The sequence below is a fragment of the Brevibacillus sp. genome (assembly GCF_003521185.1).
Taxonomy (GTDB): Bacteria; Bacillota; Bacilli; order Brevibacillales; family Brevibacillaceae; genus Brevibacillus; species Brevibacillus parabrevis.
In genome coordinates this window covers 145,649-165,573 of record NZ_DOTK01000037.1, presented here as the reverse complement: position 1 = coordinate 165,573, position 19,925 = coordinate 145,649, and the positions used below count along the sequence as shown (strand labels likewise).

General features: G+C 50.9%; 19 protein-coding genes. 13 read left to right on the top strand and 6 right to left on the bottom strand.

Features of this window, described 5'->3' with window-relative positions; all coding sequences use genetic code 11:
• Positions 1 to 30: 30 nt before the first annotated feature.
• Genes DEP07_RS11015 through rbsK form a run of 4 tightly spaced genes read left to right on the top strand, consistent with a single transcriptional unit; the run spans position 31 to position 3,371 of the window.
• Positions 31 to 786: an energy-coupling factor transporter transmembrane component T gene (locus DEP07_RS11015; RefSeq protein ID WP_122963816.1), complete on the top strand. Its 756-nt coding sequence runs from the start codon at positions 31 to 33 to the stop codon at positions 784 to 786.
• The gene (locus DEP07_RS11010) at positions 783 to 1,649 is read left to right on the top strand and encodes an energy-coupling factor ABC transporter ATP-binding protein (protein WP_122963817.1); all 867 of its coding nucleotides are present in this window, start codon (positions 783 to 785) and stop codon (positions 1,647 to 1,649) included. The genes DEP07_RS11015 and DEP07_RS11010 overlap by 4 nt, the downstream gene beginning before the upstream one ends.
• On the top strand, positions 1,646 to 2,443 hold the full coding sequence (locus DEP07_RS11005) for an energy-coupling factor ABC transporter ATP-binding protein (protein ID WP_242774801.1): 798 nt from the start codon (positions 1,646 to 1,648) through the stop codon (positions 2,441 to 2,443). Before DEP07_RS11010 ends, DEP07_RS11005 begins: the two co-directional genes overlap by 4 nt.
• Before the next feature lie 25 nt (positions 2,444 to 2,468).
• Positions 2,469 to 3,371, top strand: a complete 903-nt coding sequence (rbsK, locus tag DEP07_RS11000) for a ribokinase (protein WP_280648698.1) — start codon at positions 2,469 to 2,471, stop codon at positions 3,369 to 3,371.
• Between the two features lie 100 nt (positions 3,372 to 3,471).
• Here the strand turns inward: rbsK and DEP07_RS10995 are convergent, their stop codons facing one another.
• On the bottom strand, positions 3,472 to 4,023 hold the full coding sequence (locus DEP07_RS10995; RefSeq protein WP_122963820.1) for a PadR family transcriptional regulator: 552 nt from the start codon (positions 4,021 to 4,023) through the stop codon (positions 3,472 to 3,474).
• A 253-nt stretch (positions 4,024 to 4,276) separates the two neighbouring features.
• On the opposite strand from DEP07_RS10995, the gene DEP07_RS10990 reads away from it, so the two are divergent.
• Positions 4,277 to 6,421, top strand: a complete 2,145-nt coding sequence (locus DEP07_RS10990) for an ATP-dependent Clp protease ATP-binding subunit (RefSeq protein ID WP_173596792.1) — start codon at positions 4,277 to 4,279, stop codon at positions 6,419 to 6,421.
• 93 nt (positions 6,422 to 6,514) lie between these two features.
• Here the strand turns inward: DEP07_RS10990 and DEP07_RS10985 are convergent, their stop codons facing one another.
• The 3 genes from DEP07_RS10985 to DEP07_RS10975 all read right to left on the bottom strand — a co-directional run bounded on the left by DEP07_RS10985 (position 6,515) and on the right by DEP07_RS10975 (position 9,021).
• The gene (locus tag DEP07_RS10985) at positions 6,515 to 6,874 is read right to left on the bottom strand and encodes an SH3 domain-containing protein (RefSeq protein WP_122963822.1); all 360 of its coding nucleotides are present in this window, start codon (positions 6,872 to 6,874) and stop codon (positions 6,515 to 6,517) included.
• A gap of 47 nt (positions 6,875 to 6,921) precedes the next feature.
• On the bottom strand, positions 6,922 to 7,518 hold the full coding sequence (locus DEP07_RS10980) for a YqaA family protein (RefSeq protein WP_122963823.1): 597 nt from the start codon (positions 7,516 to 7,518) through the stop codon (positions 6,922 to 6,924).
• A gap of 153 nt (positions 7,519 to 7,671) precedes the next feature.
• A complete protein-coding gene (locus tag DEP07_RS10975; RefSeq protein ID WP_122963824.1) occupies positions 7,672 to 9,021 on the bottom strand; it encodes an aminotransferase-like domain-containing protein in 1,350 nt (449 codons plus the stop codon).
• Positions 9,022 to 9,154: 133 nt separating this feature from the next.
• On the opposite strand from DEP07_RS10975, the gene DEP07_RS10970 reads away from it, so the two are divergent.
• From DEP07_RS10970 to DEP07_RS10935, 8 genes are all read left to right on the top strand, one after another.
• Positions 9,155 to 10,102, top strand: a complete 948-nt coding sequence (locus DEP07_RS10970) for a DMT family transporter (RefSeq protein ID WP_287102458.1) — start codon at positions 9,155 to 9,157, stop codon at positions 10,100 to 10,102.
• A gap of 190 nt (positions 10,103 to 10,292) precedes the next feature.
• Complete coding sequence (locus tag DEP07_RS10965) at positions 10,293 to 11,279, top strand: ABC transporter ATP-binding protein (protein WP_287102457.1); 987 nt, start codon at positions 10,293 to 10,295, stop codon at positions 11,277 to 11,279.
• 44 nt (positions 11,280 to 11,323) lie between these two features.
• Complete coding sequence (locus DEP07_RS10960) at positions 11,324 to 12,127, top strand: ABC transporter permease (protein WP_063228172.1); 804 nt, start codon at positions 11,324 to 11,326, stop codon at positions 12,125 to 12,127.
• Complete coding sequence (locus DEP07_RS10955; protein WP_122963827.1) at positions 12,124 to 12,921, top strand: ABC transporter permease; 798 nt, start codon at positions 12,124 to 12,126, stop codon at positions 12,919 to 12,921. Before DEP07_RS10960 ends, DEP07_RS10955 begins: the two co-directional genes overlap by 4 nt.
• A 45-nt stretch (positions 12,922 to 12,966) precedes the next feature.
• A complete protein-coding gene (locus DEP07_RS10950; RefSeq protein ID WP_122963828.1) occupies positions 12,967 to 14,022 on the top strand; it encodes a polyamine ABC transporter substrate-binding protein in 1,056 nt (351 codons plus the stop codon).
• Between the two features lie 92 nt (positions 14,023 to 14,114).
• Positions 14,115 to 15,590, top strand: a complete 1,476-nt coding sequence (locus tag DEP07_RS10945; RefSeq protein ID WP_287102456.1) for a copper resistance CopC/CopD family protein — start codon at positions 14,115 to 14,117, stop codon at positions 15,588 to 15,590.
• Complete coding sequence (locus tag DEP07_RS10940) at positions 15,587 to 16,222, top strand: YcnI family copper-binding membrane protein (RefSeq protein WP_122963829.1); 636 nt, start codon at positions 15,587 to 15,589, stop codon at positions 16,220 to 16,222. Before DEP07_RS10945 ends, DEP07_RS10940 begins: the two co-directional genes overlap by 4 nt.
• Before the next feature lie 309 nt (positions 16,223 to 16,531).
• The gene (locus tag DEP07_RS10935; protein WP_217022355.1) at positions 16,532 to 17,773 is read left to right on the top strand and encodes an MFS transporter; all 1,242 of its coding nucleotides are present in this window, start codon (positions 16,532 to 16,534) and stop codon (positions 17,771 to 17,773) included.
• A gap of 453 nt (positions 17,774 to 18,226) precedes the next feature.
• Here the strand turns inward: DEP07_RS10935 and DEP07_RS10930 are convergent, their stop codons facing one another.
• Together DEP07_RS10930 and DEP07_RS27805 are read right to left on the bottom strand one after the other, a co-directional pair.
• Complete coding sequence (locus tag DEP07_RS10930; RefSeq protein ID WP_274874182.1) at positions 18,227 to 19,012, bottom strand: hypothetical protein; 786 nt, start codon at positions 19,010 to 19,012, stop codon at positions 18,227 to 18,229.
• Positions 19,013 to 19,035: 23 nt separating this feature from the next.
• Entirely contained in the window at positions 19,036 to 19,374 is a 339-nt protein-coding gene (locus tag DEP07_RS27805; protein ID WP_441299847.1) for a golvesin C-terminal-like domain-containing protein, read from the bottom strand.
• Positions 19,375 to 19,925 lie beyond the last annotated feature (551 nt).

Here is a 19,925-nt window from a genome sequence, read left to right as displayed (position 1 = left end):
TTTTACCCCATGGAAGAGGAGGTAAGGATTATGTCGCAAGCTGCCAAGACCAACTACATCCTTAACTTGTATCCCACAACGAAGCTGTTGTTTACTTTGTTCATCGCGCTCTCTGTCTTCATCGTCCCAACCTACTGGTACGCTTATGCGATGCTGCCAGTGTGCCTGATCATCGCCATCGCGGCGGGGCAGGGCAAGGAATTTATCACACTCGTTCGCAACGGGCTGTTGATTCTGCTCGTGTTTATCTTCCTGATGCAAGCCTTTTTCTATCCGGGCGCGCAAATTTTGTGGCAAGCAGGCATTTTGAAAATCACCCAGGAAGGCATTTTGTACGGCTTGAATATGACTTCGCGGATTTTGGCGATCGGTTCGGCGTTCATCCTGTTTTTCCGCATTACTTCTGTCAAAGACTTCGTGTATTCGCTTGAAAAGCTGGGTCTGCCTCCAAAAGGGGCTTATGTCGTACTGGCGACACTGCAAATCATTCCGGAAATGAAAAAGCAGACGAGTGTCATTATGGATGCGCAAAAAACGAGAGGTGTGGAAACGGAAGGGACGATGATGGTGCGGGCAAAAGCGTTTCTCCCGACAATCAGTCCGCTGATCCTCTCTTCGCTGGCAAGCACGGAGGAAAGAGCGATTACATTGGAATCGCGCGCTTTTTCTGCGCCAGTCAAGAAAACACACCTGTACGAAATATATAAAACCAAGCATGACACGGTCGTGCGGATCGGAATGCTCGTTGCCTTGCTGATTCTGATTGCGGGGAGGATTTTGTTATGAACAGCGTAATCAAAATATCCAACATGAGCTACAAATACCCGACGGGCAAGGTCGACGTCCTGAAAAACATCAACATCGAGATCGAAAAAGGACTGCTGTACGCTGTGGTTGGCCCCAACGGCGGAGGGAAAACCACGTTTTGCAACGTCCTGCGCGGGTTCATTCCGCATTTTTATCGGGGGGACTTGCGCGGCGAGGTGCTCGTCAACGGGAAAAACATCGTCGAGAGCACATTGGGCGAGTTGTCGTTGTCTGTCGGCTTTGTCTTCCAAAATCCGTTCATTCAAATCAGTGGCGTCAAAGAAACCGTGTTCGAGGAAGTCGCCTACGGACTGGAAAACCTCGGGGTGCATCCTGACGAGATTCGAACGCGAGTAGAAGCGATTTTGAAGCTGGTCAAGATCGAGCATCTGCGTGACAAAAATCCGTTTGAACTGTCCGGCGGTCAGCGCCAGCGCGTCGCTTTGGCCTCGATCATCGTGATGGAGCCGGACATTTTGGTCATCGACGAACCGACCTCGCAGCTAGATCCGCAAGGTACGGAAGAAGTTTTCGAGATCATCCAGATCATGAAGGAAAAAGGCAAGACGATCATTCTGGTCGAGCACAAAATCGAACTGATTGCCGAATTTGCGGATCGCGTCATTTTGCTGCACGATGGCGAAATCGTCATGGAGGGCACAACGCAAGACGTCCTCTCCGATGAAAAGGCGCTCTCCTACGATGTCATGCTTCCGCAGTACGCCATGCTGGGACTGGAGCTGAAAAAACGCGGAGTGCCGCTGCGCAAAATCCCGATTACCGAAGAGCAGGCCGTCGAAGAAATGAACTGGTGGATGGCAGAAAGGGGAGTTCGCATATGAGCTTCATTTCCTTGAAAAATATCACTTTCGCTTATCCGAACGGACATACAGCGGTAGAAAACGTTTCCATGGAGATTGGCAAAGGCGAGACGGTCGCCATCGTCGGCCAAAATGGCGCGGGCAAAACGACGGCGGTAAAGCTGATGAATGGCTTGTTGAAGCCGACCAAAGGCGATGTTATTATTGATGATTGGAATACAAAAGAGCATACGACCGCGCAAATTTCGCGCAAGGTAGGCTACGTGTTCCAAAATCCGGATGACCAGATCTTCCATAGCGATGTTTACAGCGAAGTCGAGTTCGGGCCAAAAAACCTCGGCTTGTCTGTAGAGCAAACGAAGGAAAATGTCATGAAAGCGGCGAAACTGGCTGGGATCGAGCCGTACTTGCAGGAAAACCCGTACAATTTGCCGTATTCCATGCGCAAGTTCGTGACCATGGCGGCAGTAGTGGCGATGGATTGCGATGTGATCATTCTCGATGAGCCGACCGCAGGCCAAGACATGCAGGGGATGCAACGCATCTCTTCCCTGATCGCCGCCTTGAAAAGCGAAGGCAAAACCGTCATTACGATCACGCATGACATGGAGTTTGTCGTGCAAAATTTTGAGCGTGTCATCGTCATGGCCCACAAAAATGTAGTAGCGGATACGAACAAGCGGGACATTTTCTGGAATCACGCGATTTTGGAAGAAAGCATGCTGAAGCAGCCGCACATTAGCAGATTGAGCCATACGCTCGGCTTGCCAAAGCAAATTTTGACGATCGAAGAATTTGTAGAGACCATGCTGTAAAAAGCGGCTGGGGAGGTAGCACGTTGTGAAAATCGCAGTAGTAGGAAGCATCAATATGGATCTCGTCTCCCACGTCCACCATCTGCCCAAGGCAGGAGAAACGATTGCAAGCCATGACTTTATGCTGATTCCAGGCGGAAAAGGGGCGAATCAGGCAGTTGCTGCCGCACGTCTGGGCGCGCACGTATCCATGATCGGAATGGTGGGCGAGGATGAAAATGGCACCATCATGCTTGCGGGCATGACAGAGGCGCAGGTTCATGTCGAAGGAATCAAGCGCGCGGGTACGACTGGCATGGCCTTCATCAATGTCAGCGATGACGGGGAAAACAACATTGTGCTGGTTCCCGGAGCCAATGCACAAGTGAGCATAGAGCACATCGATGAGAACCTGTCGATTATCGAGCAGAGCGACGTCGTGCTGTTGCAGCTGGAAATCCCGCTCCACGTCGTGGAATACGTCGTGAAAAAGGCAGCTGCGCTCGGCAAGCTGGTCATTTTGAATCCGGCTCCGGCAAAGGCACTCTCGCAGGAACTGTTACAGCATGTGCACACCTTGACGCCGAATGAAACGGAGCTGGCCATTTTGAGCGGTCTGCCCGTCACGACGCCGGAAGAAGCCGGGGAAGCGGCGAGAAAGCTTTTGGCAAGCGGTCCGAGACGGATCATTGTCACCCTGGGCGAAAAAGGCGCGCTTTTGGTCACGGAGGAGAAAACCGTGCATGTGCCTGCTTGTCGGGTCGAGCCAGTGGATACGACAGCGGCAGGCGATTCGTTTACCGCAGCTTTTGCCGTGGGCATGGCAAAAGGGATGTCGGATGTGGAAGCAGCCGGATTTGCCAGCAAAGTGGCTGCGATCGTCGTGACCAGACGCGGGGCGCAGCCATCGCTGCCCACGCTGGCAGAAGTAGAGGCGCACTCCTTTTAGCGAGCGTCTGTACCTTTCTATCATGTCATGGACGAAAACGAAAGAAAAAGCAAACGTGTTTTGGAGCGCAATGTTCCAAAGACGCGTTTGCTTTTTGTTTTTAGGAACGCTTCTGCAACAGCTCCAACACCCACTCGCACCAGGCGATATCTTCTTTCATGCGCCGTGATCCCCATGAAAGCAGCAAATAATCCCCAAATTCGGGATGGTTCGGATGGTCGGGCGGATACGAATGTTCGGCAGAATCACTCTCGTACTCCTTTAAGTAGTGCTCGTACATGTCCAAATGCTCGCGACATTGCTGGATGCGCTCGACAAACATCGTAGAGGCCGCTTTTTCGTCCGCCAATCCGAGGCAGTACGTTTTCAGCACCAGCTCGTCACGCAAAACAGGCTCTGCTGCCGGCTCGCTAAGCCAGACTTTTAGTGCAATCTGTCCTTTTTCTGTAATGGAATACACTTTTTTATCAGGACGATCCGTCTGGTGGATGCGAGTGAACTCCAGATAGCCCTCCTGTTCCAGCTTCGCCAGCAGCGGGTAAATTTGGCTGTGCTTGGCCTGCCAAAATGGTTGCAGCTGGAGCATCAAATCATAGCCGGAGCTTGGTGTGCGGGCAACCAGCCCGAGGAGTCCATACGCGAGTGTGTTCAAAGTGAAAAGCCCCCTGACTTTAGCGAATATCAACCTCATTATAGGAAGGGTTTTCTGGCGAAGCAAGAGAGAACCTGCGTCCTGTATAGCTTCTCCCAAGCGAAAGCAGAAAATCCAAAGTTACCCTCTTGAAAGTCAAAGAAGGTCAAACTATAATAAAGTCATCGAAGGTCAGAAATGGTCAAACAACCGTTGACCTGTCGAACACACAAATAAGAAAAAATCCAAAAGCATGATTTTGGGGGTATGAAACATGCAATGTGAAATCTGCAAACAACGACAAGCAACTGTGTCCGTCCATATACGCGTGCAAGACAAGCAGCAAGCCTACAACCTGTGCCGGGAGTGCAATGCCAAGCTCGGCAGCAAAATGGGAGTAGGGATGGGCTTCAGCCCGTTCTCTTCCTTCTCCGGTCTGGACGACTTCCTGCAAGGCTTCGCACAAGCGCAGGCCCATGCAAAAGGCGGTCAACAGCCGAACATGAAGGGACAGGCGACAACTGCGGACAGAGGCGGCCTTCTGGACGAACTGGGGCGCAATCTGAACGATGCGGCCCGCGCAGGGCTGATTGATCCGGTCATCGGACGCGACCAGGAAATCGAGCGTGTGATCGAGATTTTGAACCGCCGCAACAAAAACAACCCGGTGCTCATCGGGGAGCCGGGTGTAGGGAAGACGGCAATTGCCGAAGGTCTGGCCTTGCGCATTACGGAAGGTCAAGTGCCTGCCAAGCTGAAAAACAAGCAAGTGTACGTGCTGGACGTGGCTTCCCTGGTCGCAGGCACGGGGATTCGCGGACAATTCGAGGAAAAGATGAAGCAAGTGATTGCCGAGCTGCAATCGCGCAAAAACGTCATCCTGTTCGTGGATGAAATTCATTTGCTGGTGGGAGCAGGCTCTGCGGAAGGCTCGATGGACGCCGGAAACATTCTCAAGCCTGCCCTGGCGCGCGGCGAGCTGCAACTGGTTGGGGCCACTACCTTAAAAGAGTACCGCGTCATTGAAAAGGATGCCGCGCTGGAGCGCCGCTTGCAGCCTGTGATGGTCAAAGAGCCGACAGTGGAGGCCGCTATCGAGATTTTGCAAGGACTGCGTCCGAAATACGAAGCTTTCCACCAGGTCGCTTACTCCGATGACGTGCTCCGCGCCTGCGTCGAATACTCGCATCGTTACATCCAGGATCGCTTCCTGCCTGACAAGGCGATCGACCTGATGGATGAAGCCGGATCGCGGCTGAATCTCCGCTCTTCTGCGGCAGATACGAGCCAGCTGCATGAGCGTCTGGCGCAAATTAACCAGGAGAAAAAAGCAGCGACCGAGCAAGAAAATTACGAGCAAGCTGCCCGCCTGCGCGATGAGGAAGCGGAAATTCTCGGCAAGCTGGATCAGCTTGATGGGGCCGCTAATCGCACGAAAGTGGAAGTATCGGATATTCAGGAGATGATCGAGCAAAAAACAGGCATCCCTGTCCGCAAGCTGCAAAGCGACGAGCAGGAGCGGATGAGAAATTTGGCTGCTCACCTGGAAGCCAAAGTCATCGGGCAATCGGAAGCTGTCGCACAGGTCGCCAAGGCGATTCGCCGCAGCCGCGCCGGGTTGAAGCCGAAAAATCGGCCAATTGCCTCCTTCCTGTTCGTCGGACCGACTGGCGTAGGGAAGACAGAGCTGTCCAAAGCGCTCGCCGAGGAGCTGTTCGGCACGAGAGAATCGATGATTCGCCTCGACATGAGCGAATACATGGAGAAGCATTCCGTCTCCAAGCTGATCGGTTCGCCTCCAGGCTATGTGGGCCACGAGGAAGCGGGACAGTTGACCGAGCGAGTGCGCCGCAATCCGTACAGCATCATTTTGCTGGATGAGATCGAAAAGGCGCACCCGGACGTCATGCACATGTTCCTGCAAATTTTGGAGGATGGCCGCCTGACAGACAGCCAGGGCCGTACCGTGAGCTTCAAGGAAACAGTCATTATCGCAACGAGCAATGCCGGAGTGGCTGAGCGCAAAAAAGCGTTAGGCTTCGGCGCCGAGGAACAGCAGCCTGGCACTGTGCTTGATTCGCTGGGAGCGTACTTCAAACCGGAATTTTTGAACCGCTTCGACTCGATTATTTCTTTCGCTCATCTGGAAAAACAAGACTTGGTGCAAATCGTGGAGCTGCTGCTCCAGGAAGTCGTGCTGAATCTCGGCGAGCAAGGAATCGAGCTTGAAGTGACAGACGCTGCCAAAGAAATGTTGGCTGAGCTGGGCTACAATCCCGCTTTCGGGGCACGCCCGCTGCGTCGCGTGATCGCCCAGCAGGTCGAAGATGGCATCGCCGATCTGTTGATGGAGGAAGCGGATGTGCGCAAGATCGTGGTGGAAGTTGAGGAAGAAGCGATTCGCGTGAAAAAAGCATAAGGGTTTGTCCCAAAAAGAGTCCCTGACGGCTAGACAGGGACTCTTTCTTTCCTATATAGAGATAGAAGCGAGCGTTTGCGAAAAAAGAGATTGCTATTGGCTTGCAAGCTGAAGATTTCGCATCGGAACCCATCCGTATTCCCGGTTGGTGGACATACACCATCCCCAGCCATTCAGCTCTTGGAGCAACTCAACCGTATCTCCTTCATTTACATCTAGCTCTTTTGCGGAGTAATTTTCCGTAATGATGCCTTCCTTGTCCTTTGCTTGAATAATCTGTTCAGGCACCCAGCCTTCCATGCTATGGTCAAGCGTATAGCAGTACCTCCAGTTCCTCCAACCGTCGGGATCATCGTCGACTCGACCGAGTATGACGGTTTGACCTTGAGTCAATTCAATGGGGGTAGGGTAGTTTATTCGGTGCTGAATCATGACTTTATATGTTTGGCTCATATTGCAGCTCCTTTCTGAATAACGGTTCAAGCCAGGCTACAAGCTGATCATTCCCCTGCTTGCTTGTTGGCAGTTTGCATCAGCTGTTTTTTGGCCCGCATTTTTCGCACCAAAAGTCCGATCAGCAAAATCGGGATCATCAGCAAGAACACGTACAGGGAGGCGTGACCGACCATATTTTCCGCCATCCGCCCGTAAAAGTAAAACAGGAAACCGACGAGGTAAAATTTCACGGCTCTGCCGATTGCGGCATAACCGATCAGCTTCCAGAGCGGATAATTCAGACAGCCGGACAAGATCGTGAATACTTTGAACGGAATCGGGGTGAAGGAGCCGACAAAAATGGCGACTTCGCCTCTTTTTTGAAACATCTCGGTTGCCGAGTCAATCCACTCTTTTTTGAGCAGTTTGTACAGGACAGAGTGGCCGAGCAGTTTACCGAGAAAGTAGCCGACGGGTGTACCAACCAGACACGCGATATATCCTGCGGTTGCAATCCATAAAGCAGCGGATGGATCAATCAGGCTTAATGAAACTTGCAGAAAGAATACAGGAATGGGGAAGATGACGGCGTCTGCAAAAGAATGGATGACGACTCCCCAAATGCCGTATTCCATCAAAAAATCTAAAACGTTCTGAACCATTTCATTCTCCTTTGTCCATCTCATGCGATCCGCCTGCTGCGACGGATAAAAATGGGTAGAGTCGTGTGGCGTAACGATGTTGTATACAAATTAAGACGGATATTCCCGAAATATGGTTACGGTTGCTGCTTTTGCAAAAACTTTTTTCTTTCATTATAACCGCATCGCATGCAATACTGCCATCAACTCGTCAATTCCTTTTTCCACCGATTCGGCCTTGGCGTTGGATACATTCAGCTTCAAAATATTTTCCCGGGGAAACAGGGGCAAATAATGCCTGTCTGCCGCTTCCAACAAGATCGAGCGTTTTTTAGCCAGCTGGATCAGACGGGATGCGTCAACTCGCGGGTCCAGCACAAGATGCGTGTGAATCCCCGGATAAGGCAGAGGGCGAAACGCAAACAGAGCGTCAGCGCGGGCTGCATGGGCGAGCAGCGCTTCTGTCAGAAGCTTCGATCGGAGCTGATACGATTGGCGGATTTTTTGCCTGTGCCGTTCAAACATGCCGCTTTTCAAATAAATTTCCAGCGCGGCTTGGGACAGCATGGAGCTATCGATGTCCCGCAGCCGTTTGAACTGCAAAAACGACTCGCACAGCGCATCGGGAATGACGGCGACACCGAGGCGCAGCCCGGGAAAAATGATTTTGGAATAGCTTTTCATGTAAATCGTCCGCTCGAAACGATCGTAGGAGAACAGCGGGTCTGCCTTGCTGTCATGCTCCAAATCTGCCATATGGTCGTCTTCCACGATGTAAACGTTGTAGCGGTGGGCCAGTTCGGCAATGCGCTGTTTTTCCTTGCGGGTATACGACGTTCCGAGCGGGCTGTGAAAGCGCGGCATCGTGTAAAAAAATTTGATCTTTTCTGTCCGGAAAATGCGCTCCAGCTCGTCCAGATCAATTCCTTGCGCCGTTCGCATGATCCCAGTCACCGGAATGTTGTGCATCTGCAAGTAATCGATAAACAGATGGTAGCTCGGCTGCTCGATCAGGACGGTTTCCCGCCCGTTGGGGAACGGAATCGTACACAAAAGCGACAGCGCCTGCTGAACGCCGGATGTGATGAAGATGTTCGCTGGCTTGGCAAAAACCTGATGGTTGGCCAAATGCTTGGCGATCACGGGGATGAGCGTAGGCAGCCCTTTGGCGGTGCCGTACAGGAACAGGTCGTTGCGGTATGTCTCAATCGCTTTGTTGATACAGTGTTGAAAGTCAAGGTACGGAAACACGTCAGGATCAGGGGCAGAGGTGGCGAAGTCGATGCTGTTACAGTTGTTTGGCTCGCTGTCTCGCTGCTTTTTGACGACGTAAAAGCCGCTGCGGTCTACCGAGTAGATCAGATGACGTTTCTCCAACTCGTTCAGCGCCTGGATCACCGTGCTGTTGCTGCATTGATATTGGGTTGCCAACTCGCGGATGGACGGCAGCTTGTCGCCATCCTGGTAGGTGTTGCCCTCGATCAGCGTCTCCAACTCGTTCTGCAATTGCAAATATTTATGCATGAAATCCCTTCCTGGCGCATGGACTTTGTATCGGTACAGATCGTCTTTTTTTGCATTGTAGCATGATTGCCGCCCCATTACTATGAAAGCAGGAAATAATTGCTGCATAGGCAACGATTGGGGAGAGATCAGCTTGAAGGATCAACATAAAGCTATAGGGGCCGCACTTTTGAATGCCATGATCGTCGGCTTGTCGTTTATTTTCGTAAAAATGGCGCTGACGTCAGCCACTCCGATGGACGCGATGGCGCACCGCTTTACGATCGCTTTTGTCGCCGCGACGATTCCCGTTTTGTTCGGATGGGTCCGGCTGTCGATCAAGCCGCGCGACATTTTGGTCATTTTGCCATTGGCTTTGCTCTATCCGGCGCTGTTTTTCGGGCTGCAAACGTTTGGACTGGTGTACACGACCGCGTCGGAAGCCGGGATCATTGTCGCCACCGTTCCGATTTTCACGATGGTCATGGCCGCTTTTTTTCTCGGCGAGACATCTACGTGGCTGCAAAAGTTTTGTACGCTGCTGTCTGTAGCAGGTGTCGTGTTCATTTTCGCGATGAAGGGCGCAGGGGTAGGGATGGGCAGCAGCCTCGGCACCATTTTGATCTTGCTCTCGGCCTTGTCGCTCGCGGGGTATAGCGTGTTGGCGAAGAAGATGACGAAAGCCTTCCATTATATAGACGTCACGTATATGGTTTCCGTAATCGGCTTTTTGGCCTTCAACGCGCTGGCCTTGATCCAGCATGGCGCAAACGGCACGCTGTCGGAGTTTTTCCTGCCGCTCACGCATTCGTCGTTTATTATCTCGGTGCTCTATTTGGGTGTGCTGTCTTCTTTGGTGACATCTTTCATGACGAATTTTGCCTTGTCGAAAATGGAAGCGTCGAAGATGAGTGTTTTCAACAACTTGTCAACGCTCGTGACGATTGCCGGGGGTGTGGCGCTTCTCGGGGAACAGATCGCCTACTACCACCTGCTCGGAGCGCTCATGATCATTCTCGGTGTCATCGGGACGAATTTCCTGGGAAAGAAAAAAGGAACCGCGGTAGACACCAACGGGAAGCTCAAATCGCAATCTTTGTAAGAACAAACGCACAGGAAAAACGGAGCAGAGACTGTTGGGCTGCTCCGTTTGTTTTTGTCCGCTGACAGGAGGGACCAGCCGCAAAAAAATCAGGACCAATGCGGGTGAAACTGTTTACAAAAGTCGACATACACGATATAGTTACCTAGATTGTTGCTATGAGTATAATGACATATGGTGAGATGACGGAATGAAAACGATTATTCATCTGGATTCAATTGAAAAAAGCTTTCAGGGTACTGTCGTCGTCCCCTCTTTTTCTCTCTCCATTGAAGAAGGGGAGTTTTTGACGTTGCTCGGCCCCAGCGGCTGCGGCAAGACGACGCTTTTGCGGATGATTGCAGGGTTTGAGGAGCCGACTTCCGGGGATATTTTCCTCGACGAGAAGCCGCTCACCCATGTGCCGCCTTATCAGCGGGATATGAACATGGTGTTCCAGCAGTACGCCCTGTTTCCGCATATGACTGTCGAACAAAACATTTTGTTCGGTTTGAAAATGAAAAAAGTAAGTGCAGCAGAGCAAAAACAGCGCCTGGAGGAAGTTTTGCAGTACGTGCAGCTGACCGAGCTGAGAAAACGTACGCCAAAGCAACTGTCCGGCGGCCAGCAGCAGCGTGTGGCGATTGCCCGGGCGATCATCAACAATCCGCGCGTCCTTTTGCTGGACGAGCCGCTTGGCGCCCTGGACTACCAACTGCGCAAAAGCTTGCAGCTGGAACTGAAAAATCTGCAAAAGAACCTCGGGATCACGTTTATTTACGTAACCCATGACCAGGAAGAAGCAATGGCCATGTCGGACCGGATCGCCGTCATGAACAAAGGACGGATCGAACAGATCGCTTCTCCTGCCGAGATTTACAACCATCCGCAGACGCTGTTCGTCGCTACTTTCATCGGGGAAAACAACATTTTCCGCGACAATGGGACGAATACAGCTGTCCGCCCGGAAAAGATCAAGCTGTACCAGCCAGAAGCAGACAAGGACAAGCACAAAAAGCTGGGAACGATTGCTGACGCGGTATTCCTCGGCAACCTGCGCAAAGTGTTCATCCGCCTCGACGGTCAAGACATGACAGTCATGGCCCATCAGTACGCAGGAGACGGTCTGGACTGGAAGGTGGGAGATCGGGTAGCCATTGGTTGGGCGCAGACGGACGAGGTGATCCTGACTTGTTGAACAAAAAGCCGGTAAAACTGCTCGCAGCACCCGCCCTTTTGTGGATGGGTGTGCTTTTCGTCCTGCCCATGCTTATGATTGCGCTGATGTCCTTCCTCAAAAGAGGCACATACGGGCAAGTTGTCTATGAATTTACGCTGAACAATTACGTGCGCATTTGGGACCCGCTGTACGGGCAAATTTTTGCGGACACGCTGGTAGTTGCCATTTTGACAACGGTGTTGTCGATCGTGTGCGGCTATCCGCTTGCGTATTACATTTCCCGCCTGGAAAAGTCGTCCCAGCAAATTTGGCTGTTGCTTGTGATGATTCCGTTCTGGATCAACTTTCTGGTCCGTTCCTACGCCTGGGTGATCATCCTGCGCTCCCAGGGGGTCGTCAATACGATTTTGCAATCATTAGGGATTATTACGGAGCCATTGCCGCTTTTGTACAATTCCGGTTCGGTGCTTTTGGGGATGGTGTACACGCTGCTGCCGTTCATGGTGCTGCCGATTTACGTGTCCCTGGAGCAGATGGATCGCCGCAAGCTGGAAGCGGCGTACGATCTGGGAGCGACTCCGTGGAGAGCTTTCTGGCACGTTACGCTGCCGATGACCAAAACAGGCGTCGTCACCGGATCGATTCTCGTCTTTGTCTCCTCGATCGGGATGTTCGTCGTGCCGGACGTGATGGGCGGGGCGAAGTCGGCCCTGATCGGAAACGTGATTCAGAACCAGTTCCTTTCGGCGCGTGACTGGCCGTTTGGCTCGGCATTGTCGATCGTGTTGATGCTGTTGTCGATGCTCCTGATTCTTCTGTACTTCCGCGCTGTCAAAGCGGGCGAGGCAAAGGAGGGGGCAGCATGAAAACGTGGCGCAGACATACGCTTTCCGGCTACTCTTGGCTGATGCTGGTCTTCTTGTACTTGCCGATTGCGATTCTCGTTCTATATTCGTTCAATGACTCGCGGATCAACGCGACGTGGAACGGGTTTACATGGAAGTGGTACGTCTCTTTGTTTGACAACAGACAAGTCATGCAGGCGCTCATGAACAGCCTGTCCATCGGGGTGATCAGCAGCGTGCTGGCAACGGTTTTGGGCACGGCTGCGTCGCTCGCCATCAAGCATTACTCCTTGCGCTGGCGCAATGTCGTCAACGGGCTGATCTACTTGCCGATTGTGATTCCCGAGATCATGATGGGACTTGCCCTTCTCGTCTTGTTCAGCCAGGTGCACATGGAGTTGGGCAAGTGGACACTCATCATGGCCCACGTGACCTTTTCCATGCCGTATGTGATGGTGATCGTCTCCGCCCGCCTGGCCGATATGGGCAAAGAGCTGGAGGAGGCGGCGCAAGATTTGGGCGCTACCCCGTGGGGAACATTGCGTCATGTGACGCTGCCATTGATCATGCCCGGAATCGTCGCTGGCTTTTTGATGTCGTTTACTTTGTCGCTCGATGATTTCATTATTTCGTTCTTCGTAGCTGGTCCTAATTCGACCACGCTGCCATTGTACATTTACGGCCTGGTAAAACGCGGCGTATCCCCGGAAGTCAATGCGCTTTCGACGCTGTTGATCGCAAGCACGGTGCTGCTGGTGATTATTGCCGAGCTTTTCCGCCGCAAAGATTCCAAAAACGGTCAGATTCACTTTTAGTTGACCAGACGTATCCCATACCGATTTGGAGGTTGAGAAGAAAAAATGAAACGTTTCAAATCCATGATGATCGGCGCTTTGACCGCCGTACTCGCAGTGACAGCTGTCGGCTGCTCCTCGTCGTCCGAACCCGAGCAGCAAGTATTGAACATCTACAGCTGGGCAGACAATTTTGACCTGGATGTCATCAAAGATTTCGAGCAAAAGTACAATGTCAAAGTCAACTACGACGTGTACGGCAGCAACGAGGAAATGCTGGCAAAAATCCAGGCTGGCGCATCGGGCTACGATTTGATTCAGCCGTCCGATTACATGGTGGCAACGATGATTCAGCTCGGCCTTCTCGAAGAGTTGAACAAAGAAAACATTCCGAACATGAAAAACATCGTGTCTACGTTCAAGACGCCTCCTTTTGACAAGGAAAACAAATACTCGCTCGTGTACACGTGGGGAATCACCGGGATTGCCTACAACAAAAAGTATGTCAAAGAAACGCCGACAAGCTGGAACGATCTGTGGAACGAAGCGTACAAAGGTCGCGTCATCATGCTGAACGACCCGCGTGAAGTGATGGGGATGGCTCTGATCAAAAACGGCTTCTCCAACAGCACAACAAACAAGGACGAGCTGGCAAAGTCGTTCGCTGATCTGAAAAAAGTGCTGCCGAGCGTCATGGCTTTTGATACGGACAACATCAAGCAAAAAATGATCGCGGAAGAAGCGTGGATCGGTACGGTCTGGTCTGGCGACGCTGCGATTATTAACGGACAAAACCCGGATGTGGAGTACGTCATTCCAAAAGAGGGCGCGACGATCTGGGCAGACACGCTGGCGATTCCAAAAGGAGCCAAGCACAAAGATTTGGCGGAGAAATTCATCAACTACTTGATGGAGCCGGAAGTCAGCGTGAAAAACTACGAGTCGATCGGCTACAGCAACCCGAACGAACAGGCATATCCACTGCACAGCGAAGAATATCGCGCGAACAAAATGATCTTCCTGGACAAAGCGGACATCGCCCGCGCCGAGTGGCTGGTTGATGTCGGAGATACGTTGCAAGAATACGACCGCTACTGGACTGAGATGAAGAGCGGCCGATAAACCGAATTGCCACAAGCAGAAGAACCGAGATGGGATGAATGAAGCATCCTGTCTCGGTTTTTGTTTTGGGCACGGATGGGGTCAGGACGATTATGGAAAAACTACCTGCACCAGGGAAAGAAGGGCGGGAACGCCAGTTTTTGCTTCAAAAAATCGTCACAGCAGATAGCCCGATGGAGCCATACAGAAAAGTAGACGAGTTTGATAGGATTAAGGACGAAAAGGCGAAGGAAGTAGGTGATATGCTGATGCACAGCATAAAGCGACTATGGACCGTGCTTTCGCTGGCCTTTTTTCTGGTGCTTGCGATTGGAACGAATTTGGCTTACGCCCATGCCGGCATGATGGGCAGCAGTCCGCAAGACGGCGAGCTGCTACAGACGAATCCGGGGCAAATCTCCATGAGGTTTACCGAAACACTGGAGCCTGACCTTGTCACCATACGTTTGTTTGATTGGGACGGGAAAGAAATACAAATGCAACGCCCGACTCTTCAGCCGGGAGACGCTTCGCAGGCCAATGCGCAGCTTCCGGCCGATTTGGCGGAAGGCACGTATTCCGTCATCGTCTCGGTCGTGTCCGAGGACGGCCATCCGGTAGAGGAGCGCCTGACCTTTTCGATCGGGCAAAAGAGCGCGGTAGTCGTGCCGCCGGGTGAAAACAAGACCGACACGAATTACTTGATTGTGTATCGCTACCTCGCCCAAGGGATCATTTTGCTGGGCGGCGGACTGTATTTGATCGCAGCGTGGGGACAGCGCTACGGCTTGCCGAAGCTCGCGGCACTGATCGGAATCGGCAGACAGATCGGCTGGGCGCTTGCGATCGTGGGACTTATTTTTCTCTGGTTTTTGTACGACGAGTCACTGAAGGCTGTTTCTTTGACCGACGCCTTGCTGCATGTGGACAGCAACTTGCTGATGCAGTCTCCCTTTGCCGTCATGCTGATCGTCTCCTTTATTCTCTTGCTGCTTTTGGCGATACCGGGCATGGTGTCTGGCTGGTATGCGGGCATATGGGTGTTGTTGATCAGCGCGCAAGCTTTTGGCGGTCATGCTTGGGGAATTGTTCCCGTCTGGCTGTCGATCGTGCTGCGGCTGCTGCATGTGCTCACAGTGGCACTCTGGCTGGGGGCGCTCGTCTACCTGCTCTTGGTGTCCAAAGAGGCGGAGCGGGGCAATGAGCCGTTCAAGCGGTTCTTTTTGCGCCTGGTTGCGACAGCGGCTGTGCTTGCTGTTGTGACGGGAGTATTCATGCTGCTCGTACAAACGGACGTGACGAGCATTCTCGCAAGCTCGCTTGCCTGGAACTACCTGCTGTACGGAAAAATCGTCAGCGTCGTCATCATGCTGGCGCTCGCCTACAGACAGACAAAGCGCTGGCGGGGAAGCAACCAGTTGCAGAGGAAGTGGCTGCGCTGGGAAATCGTTTTTGGCATCGTCGCTGTGTTGGCAGGGCTGTGGATGAGTCAAACCAACTACCCGACCGACGCGACAAACAAAACAGACACGACAAACACACAAGCCGCTTATGCAAGCAGCGACAAACTAGGAGGGTTTTCTCGATGAACATGAAAAAATGGATGAGCAGTGTATTGGTGGCAGGAGCTGTCCTGACGCTCGCGACAGCAGCACAGGCGCACGTCAACGTCTATCCGAAAGAAACGACTACCGGATCGTATGAAAAATACACCGTTCGCGTTCCTGTAGAAAAAGACGTCAACACAGTGAAGGTAAAGCTGGAATTTCCGGCTGGCGTAAAAGTAAACACCGTTCAGCCTGTTCCTGGCTGGAGCTATGAATTTGAAAAAGACAAGGACGGCGTGAACACGGCACTTGTCTGGACAGCGACAAACGGCGGGATCAAAGCGCACGAGTTCATGGAGTTCGCTTTTGTCGGGGCGAATCCGAAAGAAGAAGGCACGCTGGCGTGGAAAGCGTACCAAACGTATGCGGATGGCGAGGTAGTGGAGTGGACAGGCGACAAGGATGCCAAGACTCCAGCGTCCGTGACGACTGTCAAAGCAGGTGTTGGCGAGGCTGGACACGATCATGGCCATGGTGCAGCAGAAGCGACAACTCCGGCTCCTGCGACCGGTCAAGCAGCAGCAAGCGCAGGCACAAGCAACACGTTGCCTCTGGTGCTTTCCGGACTGGCGCTCTTGCTCTCCATCGTGGGGCTGTTCAGAAAGAAAGCATAAGAGAGATAGAGTAGCGGAGAAGAAACACGGCGGGAAAAACCGTGCAGCGAGCAACATGCTGCGCGGTTTCTTATTTTCCCCTACCTTTTTGGGCGGAATCTCCTTATAATTATGACTAATTACTTTCGGAGGTGTTAAATGATGTCAGTCATCAAATTGGAGCAAGCAAGTAAACAGGTAGGAAAACAATACAATCGGCAGTGCGGCACGTGCGGTTTTTCTTCGCGATAAGGAACGATTGAAGTAGCCTGTTCACGGCTGAAAAATGACGGAACGTGTCCTCTGCCAGAATAGGTGGAGACTGCTTCCATGGTTATGAATGCAACGACTGTATATATGGTCAAACGTTTTATGGCGTCACTCGCCAACACGACGATGTTTACGACTTACGCGATCTTTTACATCGCGACATTGGGCCTGAACCCGTTCGAGCTTTTGCTGGTCGGTATGGTGCTGGAGCTGTCCGTCCTGCTGTTTGAGGGTGTGACAGGCGTGGTGGCCGATACGTACAGCCGCCGTCTGTCCATTATCATCGGGATGTTTCTGTTGGGGATCGGCTTTGCGCTGCAAGGGATTCTTCCCGTGCTCGATGGCTGGCTGCCTTTTGTCTCTGCGTTTGTTTGGGTCTTGATTGCCCAACTGTTTTTTGGCGTGGGCGATACGTTCGTCAGTGGAGCCGACACAGCGTGGATTGTGGATGAGGTGGGCGAGGAAAAGCTGGGCAGCATCTTTATGCGCGCGAAGCGTTACTCGCTTTTGGCGAATATGCTCGGAATCGGGCTGAGTGTGTGGCTGTCTACGCTGGCCCCGAACTTGCCGTATTTGTTTGGCGGGTTGATCTACCTGGCACTGGGCGTTTTTCTGATCTTCTTTATGAAAGAAACGGGCTTTACCCCAAGAGAGAGGGAGAAAGGCACGTCCCAGTGGAAAGAGATGAGCGAGACGTGGCTGTCGGGAGCGCGAGTCATTCGCAAAGAGCCGATTTTGCTGTTGATTTTGCTGGTGACGCTGTTTACAGGAGCAGCTTCCGAAGGGTATGACCGCTTGCATGAAGCGCATTTGATTTCCGAGATCGGCTTCCCGCAGGTTGCCGGGATTTCCATGGCGATGTGGTTCGGAATCATCGCTGCGCTGTCCAGCTTGCTTGGGCTGTTCGCTGTCAGCTTTGCCGAGAAGCGGCTGGATGTCAACAACGAACGGATCGTCGTCGTCGGCATGTTCGTGTTGACGGCCTTGAAAATCGCGGCGGTCATCGCTTTTGCTACCGCCCCCGATTTTGGCTGGGCGCTGGTTGCCTTGCTTATGATCGGCGTGATCGATTCACTCACCAGTCCCTTGTACGAGACGTGGCTGAATTTGAATATCGAGAGCAGTGTGCGGGCGACGGTTTTGTCGATGATGAGCCAGTCCAACGCGCTTGGACAGACGATGGGGGGACCTGTAGTCGGCTGGATCGGGCATCGGCTGTCGATTCGCGCTTCCTTGATTACGGCAGGCTTGCTGCTGATTCCGATTCTCGCTGTGTTCGGTCGAGTGCTGCGTAAACGTTAGACGGTGCATAAATGAAGGAAGAAACGATCTCCGCGGATTTGAAAAGTAACTGATCCAATTTCGATAGAGTAATTCTATACTCGTCGTTTTGCTCGCACCTGACTTAATAGGAAGAGGTAGGCATCGACTTAACGCGGACCCTGTTAATTCTTTCATACGGTTTTTAAGTACTGTTTATAAAATCCTTTCACTTACAACTTCAAGACCTTCATCAATGTCCTTTGTAGCCAGTAGTTGCCACATCGCTGCCACTTCAGTGCCGTCTAGGGGATCAGCTATATCCCAGTAAATAATAACACCCTGCATTCCCGATTCTGCTATCCCCTCGCAAAGATTTAGCTTGAATGAACAAACGCAGCTACTTCCCTTTTCTTTCATAACAAGGAAAAATGCAAAGAGAACCAGCTAGTTGGGGTTCTCTTTGCATTTTATATTTGATATTAATATTTTACTTTACTTAAACAACTTAAACGTTCCCGTGTTTTTCTTATTATTAAATTCGATGCTTTCAAAATACTGACTTTGTACTTCATCATCATCATCATACAGTACTGTTTTTAAAACTATCCCAGTTTTGTTGTCTATCCAGAATTTCTGCCTGTCCCCAATTTTAAGTTGTGCATTCGAGATTTCAATCACGGTTACATCTCTTTCCAAATATTTTTCCTCACCAAGAACATTCATGTCGCCTCTTCTAAAAACACTTTGTACATACATTTCGGGGTGAAGCATCTCATTGACGTTCCCAATTGGAAGGAAAGTACCGTTTAAGTTAAGCCTAACTTCGTTATCATCTTTCTTATTTTCCTTTAAATTTTGTGATTCCCTTATACTTTGTGTTGGAAATGGATTAGACTCAACAATTTGACCTTTGTCTTCCTTGATTTGTACTGATTTTCCATCGTTAACTGCTTCAAAATAAACGTCCTTATCATTTGAATTAGGAATAAACTTTACGTAATAACGATCAGGCTGCGCTATAACTACCTCGGTTATAGAATTTTCTACTTCACCCGTTTTGACGATAGTCCCTGAAAGGGAACCGTAATTATCGTTGGCTTTAAACATTTTTGCACCAATGATTGGTTCTTCTTTTAACTCTGCTACTGAATTGACGTATTGTGATTTCGAATTAGCCTCCGTTATTTCCGGTTTACTAAGGTGCATATATCCATATATACCGACTCCTAAAGTGGCACCTGCAACAATACTGCCTATGATCTTTTTTGAATTGCTCATGATAGTGCTCCCCCCTGACAAATTTAGTTCTTAAATCGAACTTCGTCCCAAACAACTTTGGATGACGAAGAAGCCAAATTATTTGACATACCTATTGATGAGTAGCTATCTCCATAATATGTTCCTAGAATAACCCATTCATTAGAATAGTTGAGTTGATTTACATTAAGATCTACCCTTTGCCCATCTTCATACCAAACATGATATTTGACGGAACCAGTAGAATTACAACTCGGAATGTAAACCGCGTATTCAGTACGTCCATTAAGTTCTTTGGCCCACTCTCCCGTAGAAGTTGGACTACTGCTACCATAATACCAGTAGCTTTTACCATCATAACCGCAGCTACTCGTACTATTCATTACCCCTGACGACCACCACCCTGAGGAAATATCCCCATTATAGACGTAAGATGTCGCGGCGAAAGCGGAAATTGACGACAATACGGATAACGTAAGTAGCAGTGTAAAAACTACTAAAGACTTGCGAAGTTTCACAAGAATCCCCCTTACTTGTAATTCTTTTACATATTTATAAATACATCATGTTCTTTTGTAAATAAAGGGACTTTTCTCTTATTATTGTAAAATTAGTGTTTTATATGATTTCAATGTTATAAGGATGACATTAAAAATACATCTCAGCATTATAACCTACGCACCGGATGGTTAGTGGCTTCAATAACTCTATCGGAGGTCATTCTGTGTTGTGCTTTGAAAATAACGTATTGTAATACTTTTACCATGTTCGGTAATGAAACTTTTGGCATGTGTCCCGATAGGCTGCATGCCTTTTTGATGCGCATGTGGGCAGGCTGACCGTTCCAACTGATTCCAAAAGTGGGAGCAAGCTTGTGGTATACTTAGGTAACAAACATTGTTTCTTGTAGGATGGAGAGGGAGTGGATACAGAT

Bases quoted from the DNA above. Each gene is read 5' to 3' on its own strand.
- DEP07_RS11015 (WP_122963816.1), top strand. From the start codon at position 31: ATGTCGCAAGCTGCCAAGACCAACTACATCCTTAACTTGTATCCCACA.
- DEP07_RS11010 (WP_122963817.1), top strand. From the start codon at position 783: ATGAACAGCGTAATCAAAATATCCAACATGAGCTACAAATACCCGACG.
- DEP07_RS11005 (WP_242774801.1), top strand. From the start codon at position 1,646: ATGAGCTTCATTTCCTTGAAAAATATCACTTTCGCTTATCCGAACGGA.
- DEP07_RS10990 (WP_173596792.1), top strand. From the start codon at position 4,277: ATGCAATGTGAAATCTGCAAACAACGACAAGCAACTGTGTCCGTCCAT.
- DEP07_RS10985 (WP_122963822.1), bottom strand. From the start codon at position 6,874: ATGAGCCAAACATATAAAGTCATGATTCAGCACCGAATAAACTACCCT.
- DEP07_RS10980 (WP_122963823.1), bottom strand. From the start codon at position 7,518: ATGGTTCAGAACGTTTTAGATTTTTTGATGGAATACGGCATTTGGGGA.
- DEP07_RS10975 (WP_122963824.1), bottom strand. From the start codon at position 9,021: ATGCATAAATATTTGCAATTGCAGAACGAGTTGGAGACGCTGATCGAG.
- DEP07_RS10965 (WP_287102457.1), top strand. From the start codon at position 10,293: ATGAAAACGATTATTCATCTGGATTCAATTGAAAAAAGCTTTCAGGGT.
- DEP07_RS10960 (WP_063228172.1), top strand. From the start codon at position 11,324: ATGGGTGTGCTTTTCGTCCTGCCCATGCTTATGATTGCGCTGATGTCC.
- DEP07_RS10955 (WP_122963827.1), top strand. From the start codon at position 12,124: ATGAAAACGTGGCGCAGACATACGCTTTCCGGCTACTCTTGGCTGATG.
- DEP07_RS10950 (WP_122963828.1), top strand. From the start codon at position 12,967: ATGAAACGTTTCAAATCCATGATGATCGGCGCTTTGACCGCCGTACTC.
- DEP07_RS10945 (WP_287102456.1), top strand. From the start codon at position 14,115: ATGGAAAAACTACCTGCACCAGGGAAAGAAGGGCGGGAACGCCAGTTT.
- DEP07_RS10940 (WP_122963829.1), top strand. From the start codon at position 15,587: ATGAACATGAAAAAATGGATGAGCAGTGTATTGGTGGCAGGAGCTGTC.
- DEP07_RS10935 (WP_217022355.1), top strand. From the start codon at position 16,532: ATGGTTATGAATGCAACGACTGTATATATGGTCAAACGTTTTATGGCG.
- DEP07_RS10930 (WP_274874182.1), bottom strand. From the start codon at position 19,012: ATGAGCAATTCAAAAAAGATCATAGGCAGTATTGTTGCAGGTGCCACT.
- DEP07_RS27805 (WP_441299847.1), bottom strand. From the start codon at position 19,374: ATGAATAGTACGAGTAGCTGCGGTTATGATGGTAAAAGCTACTGGTAT.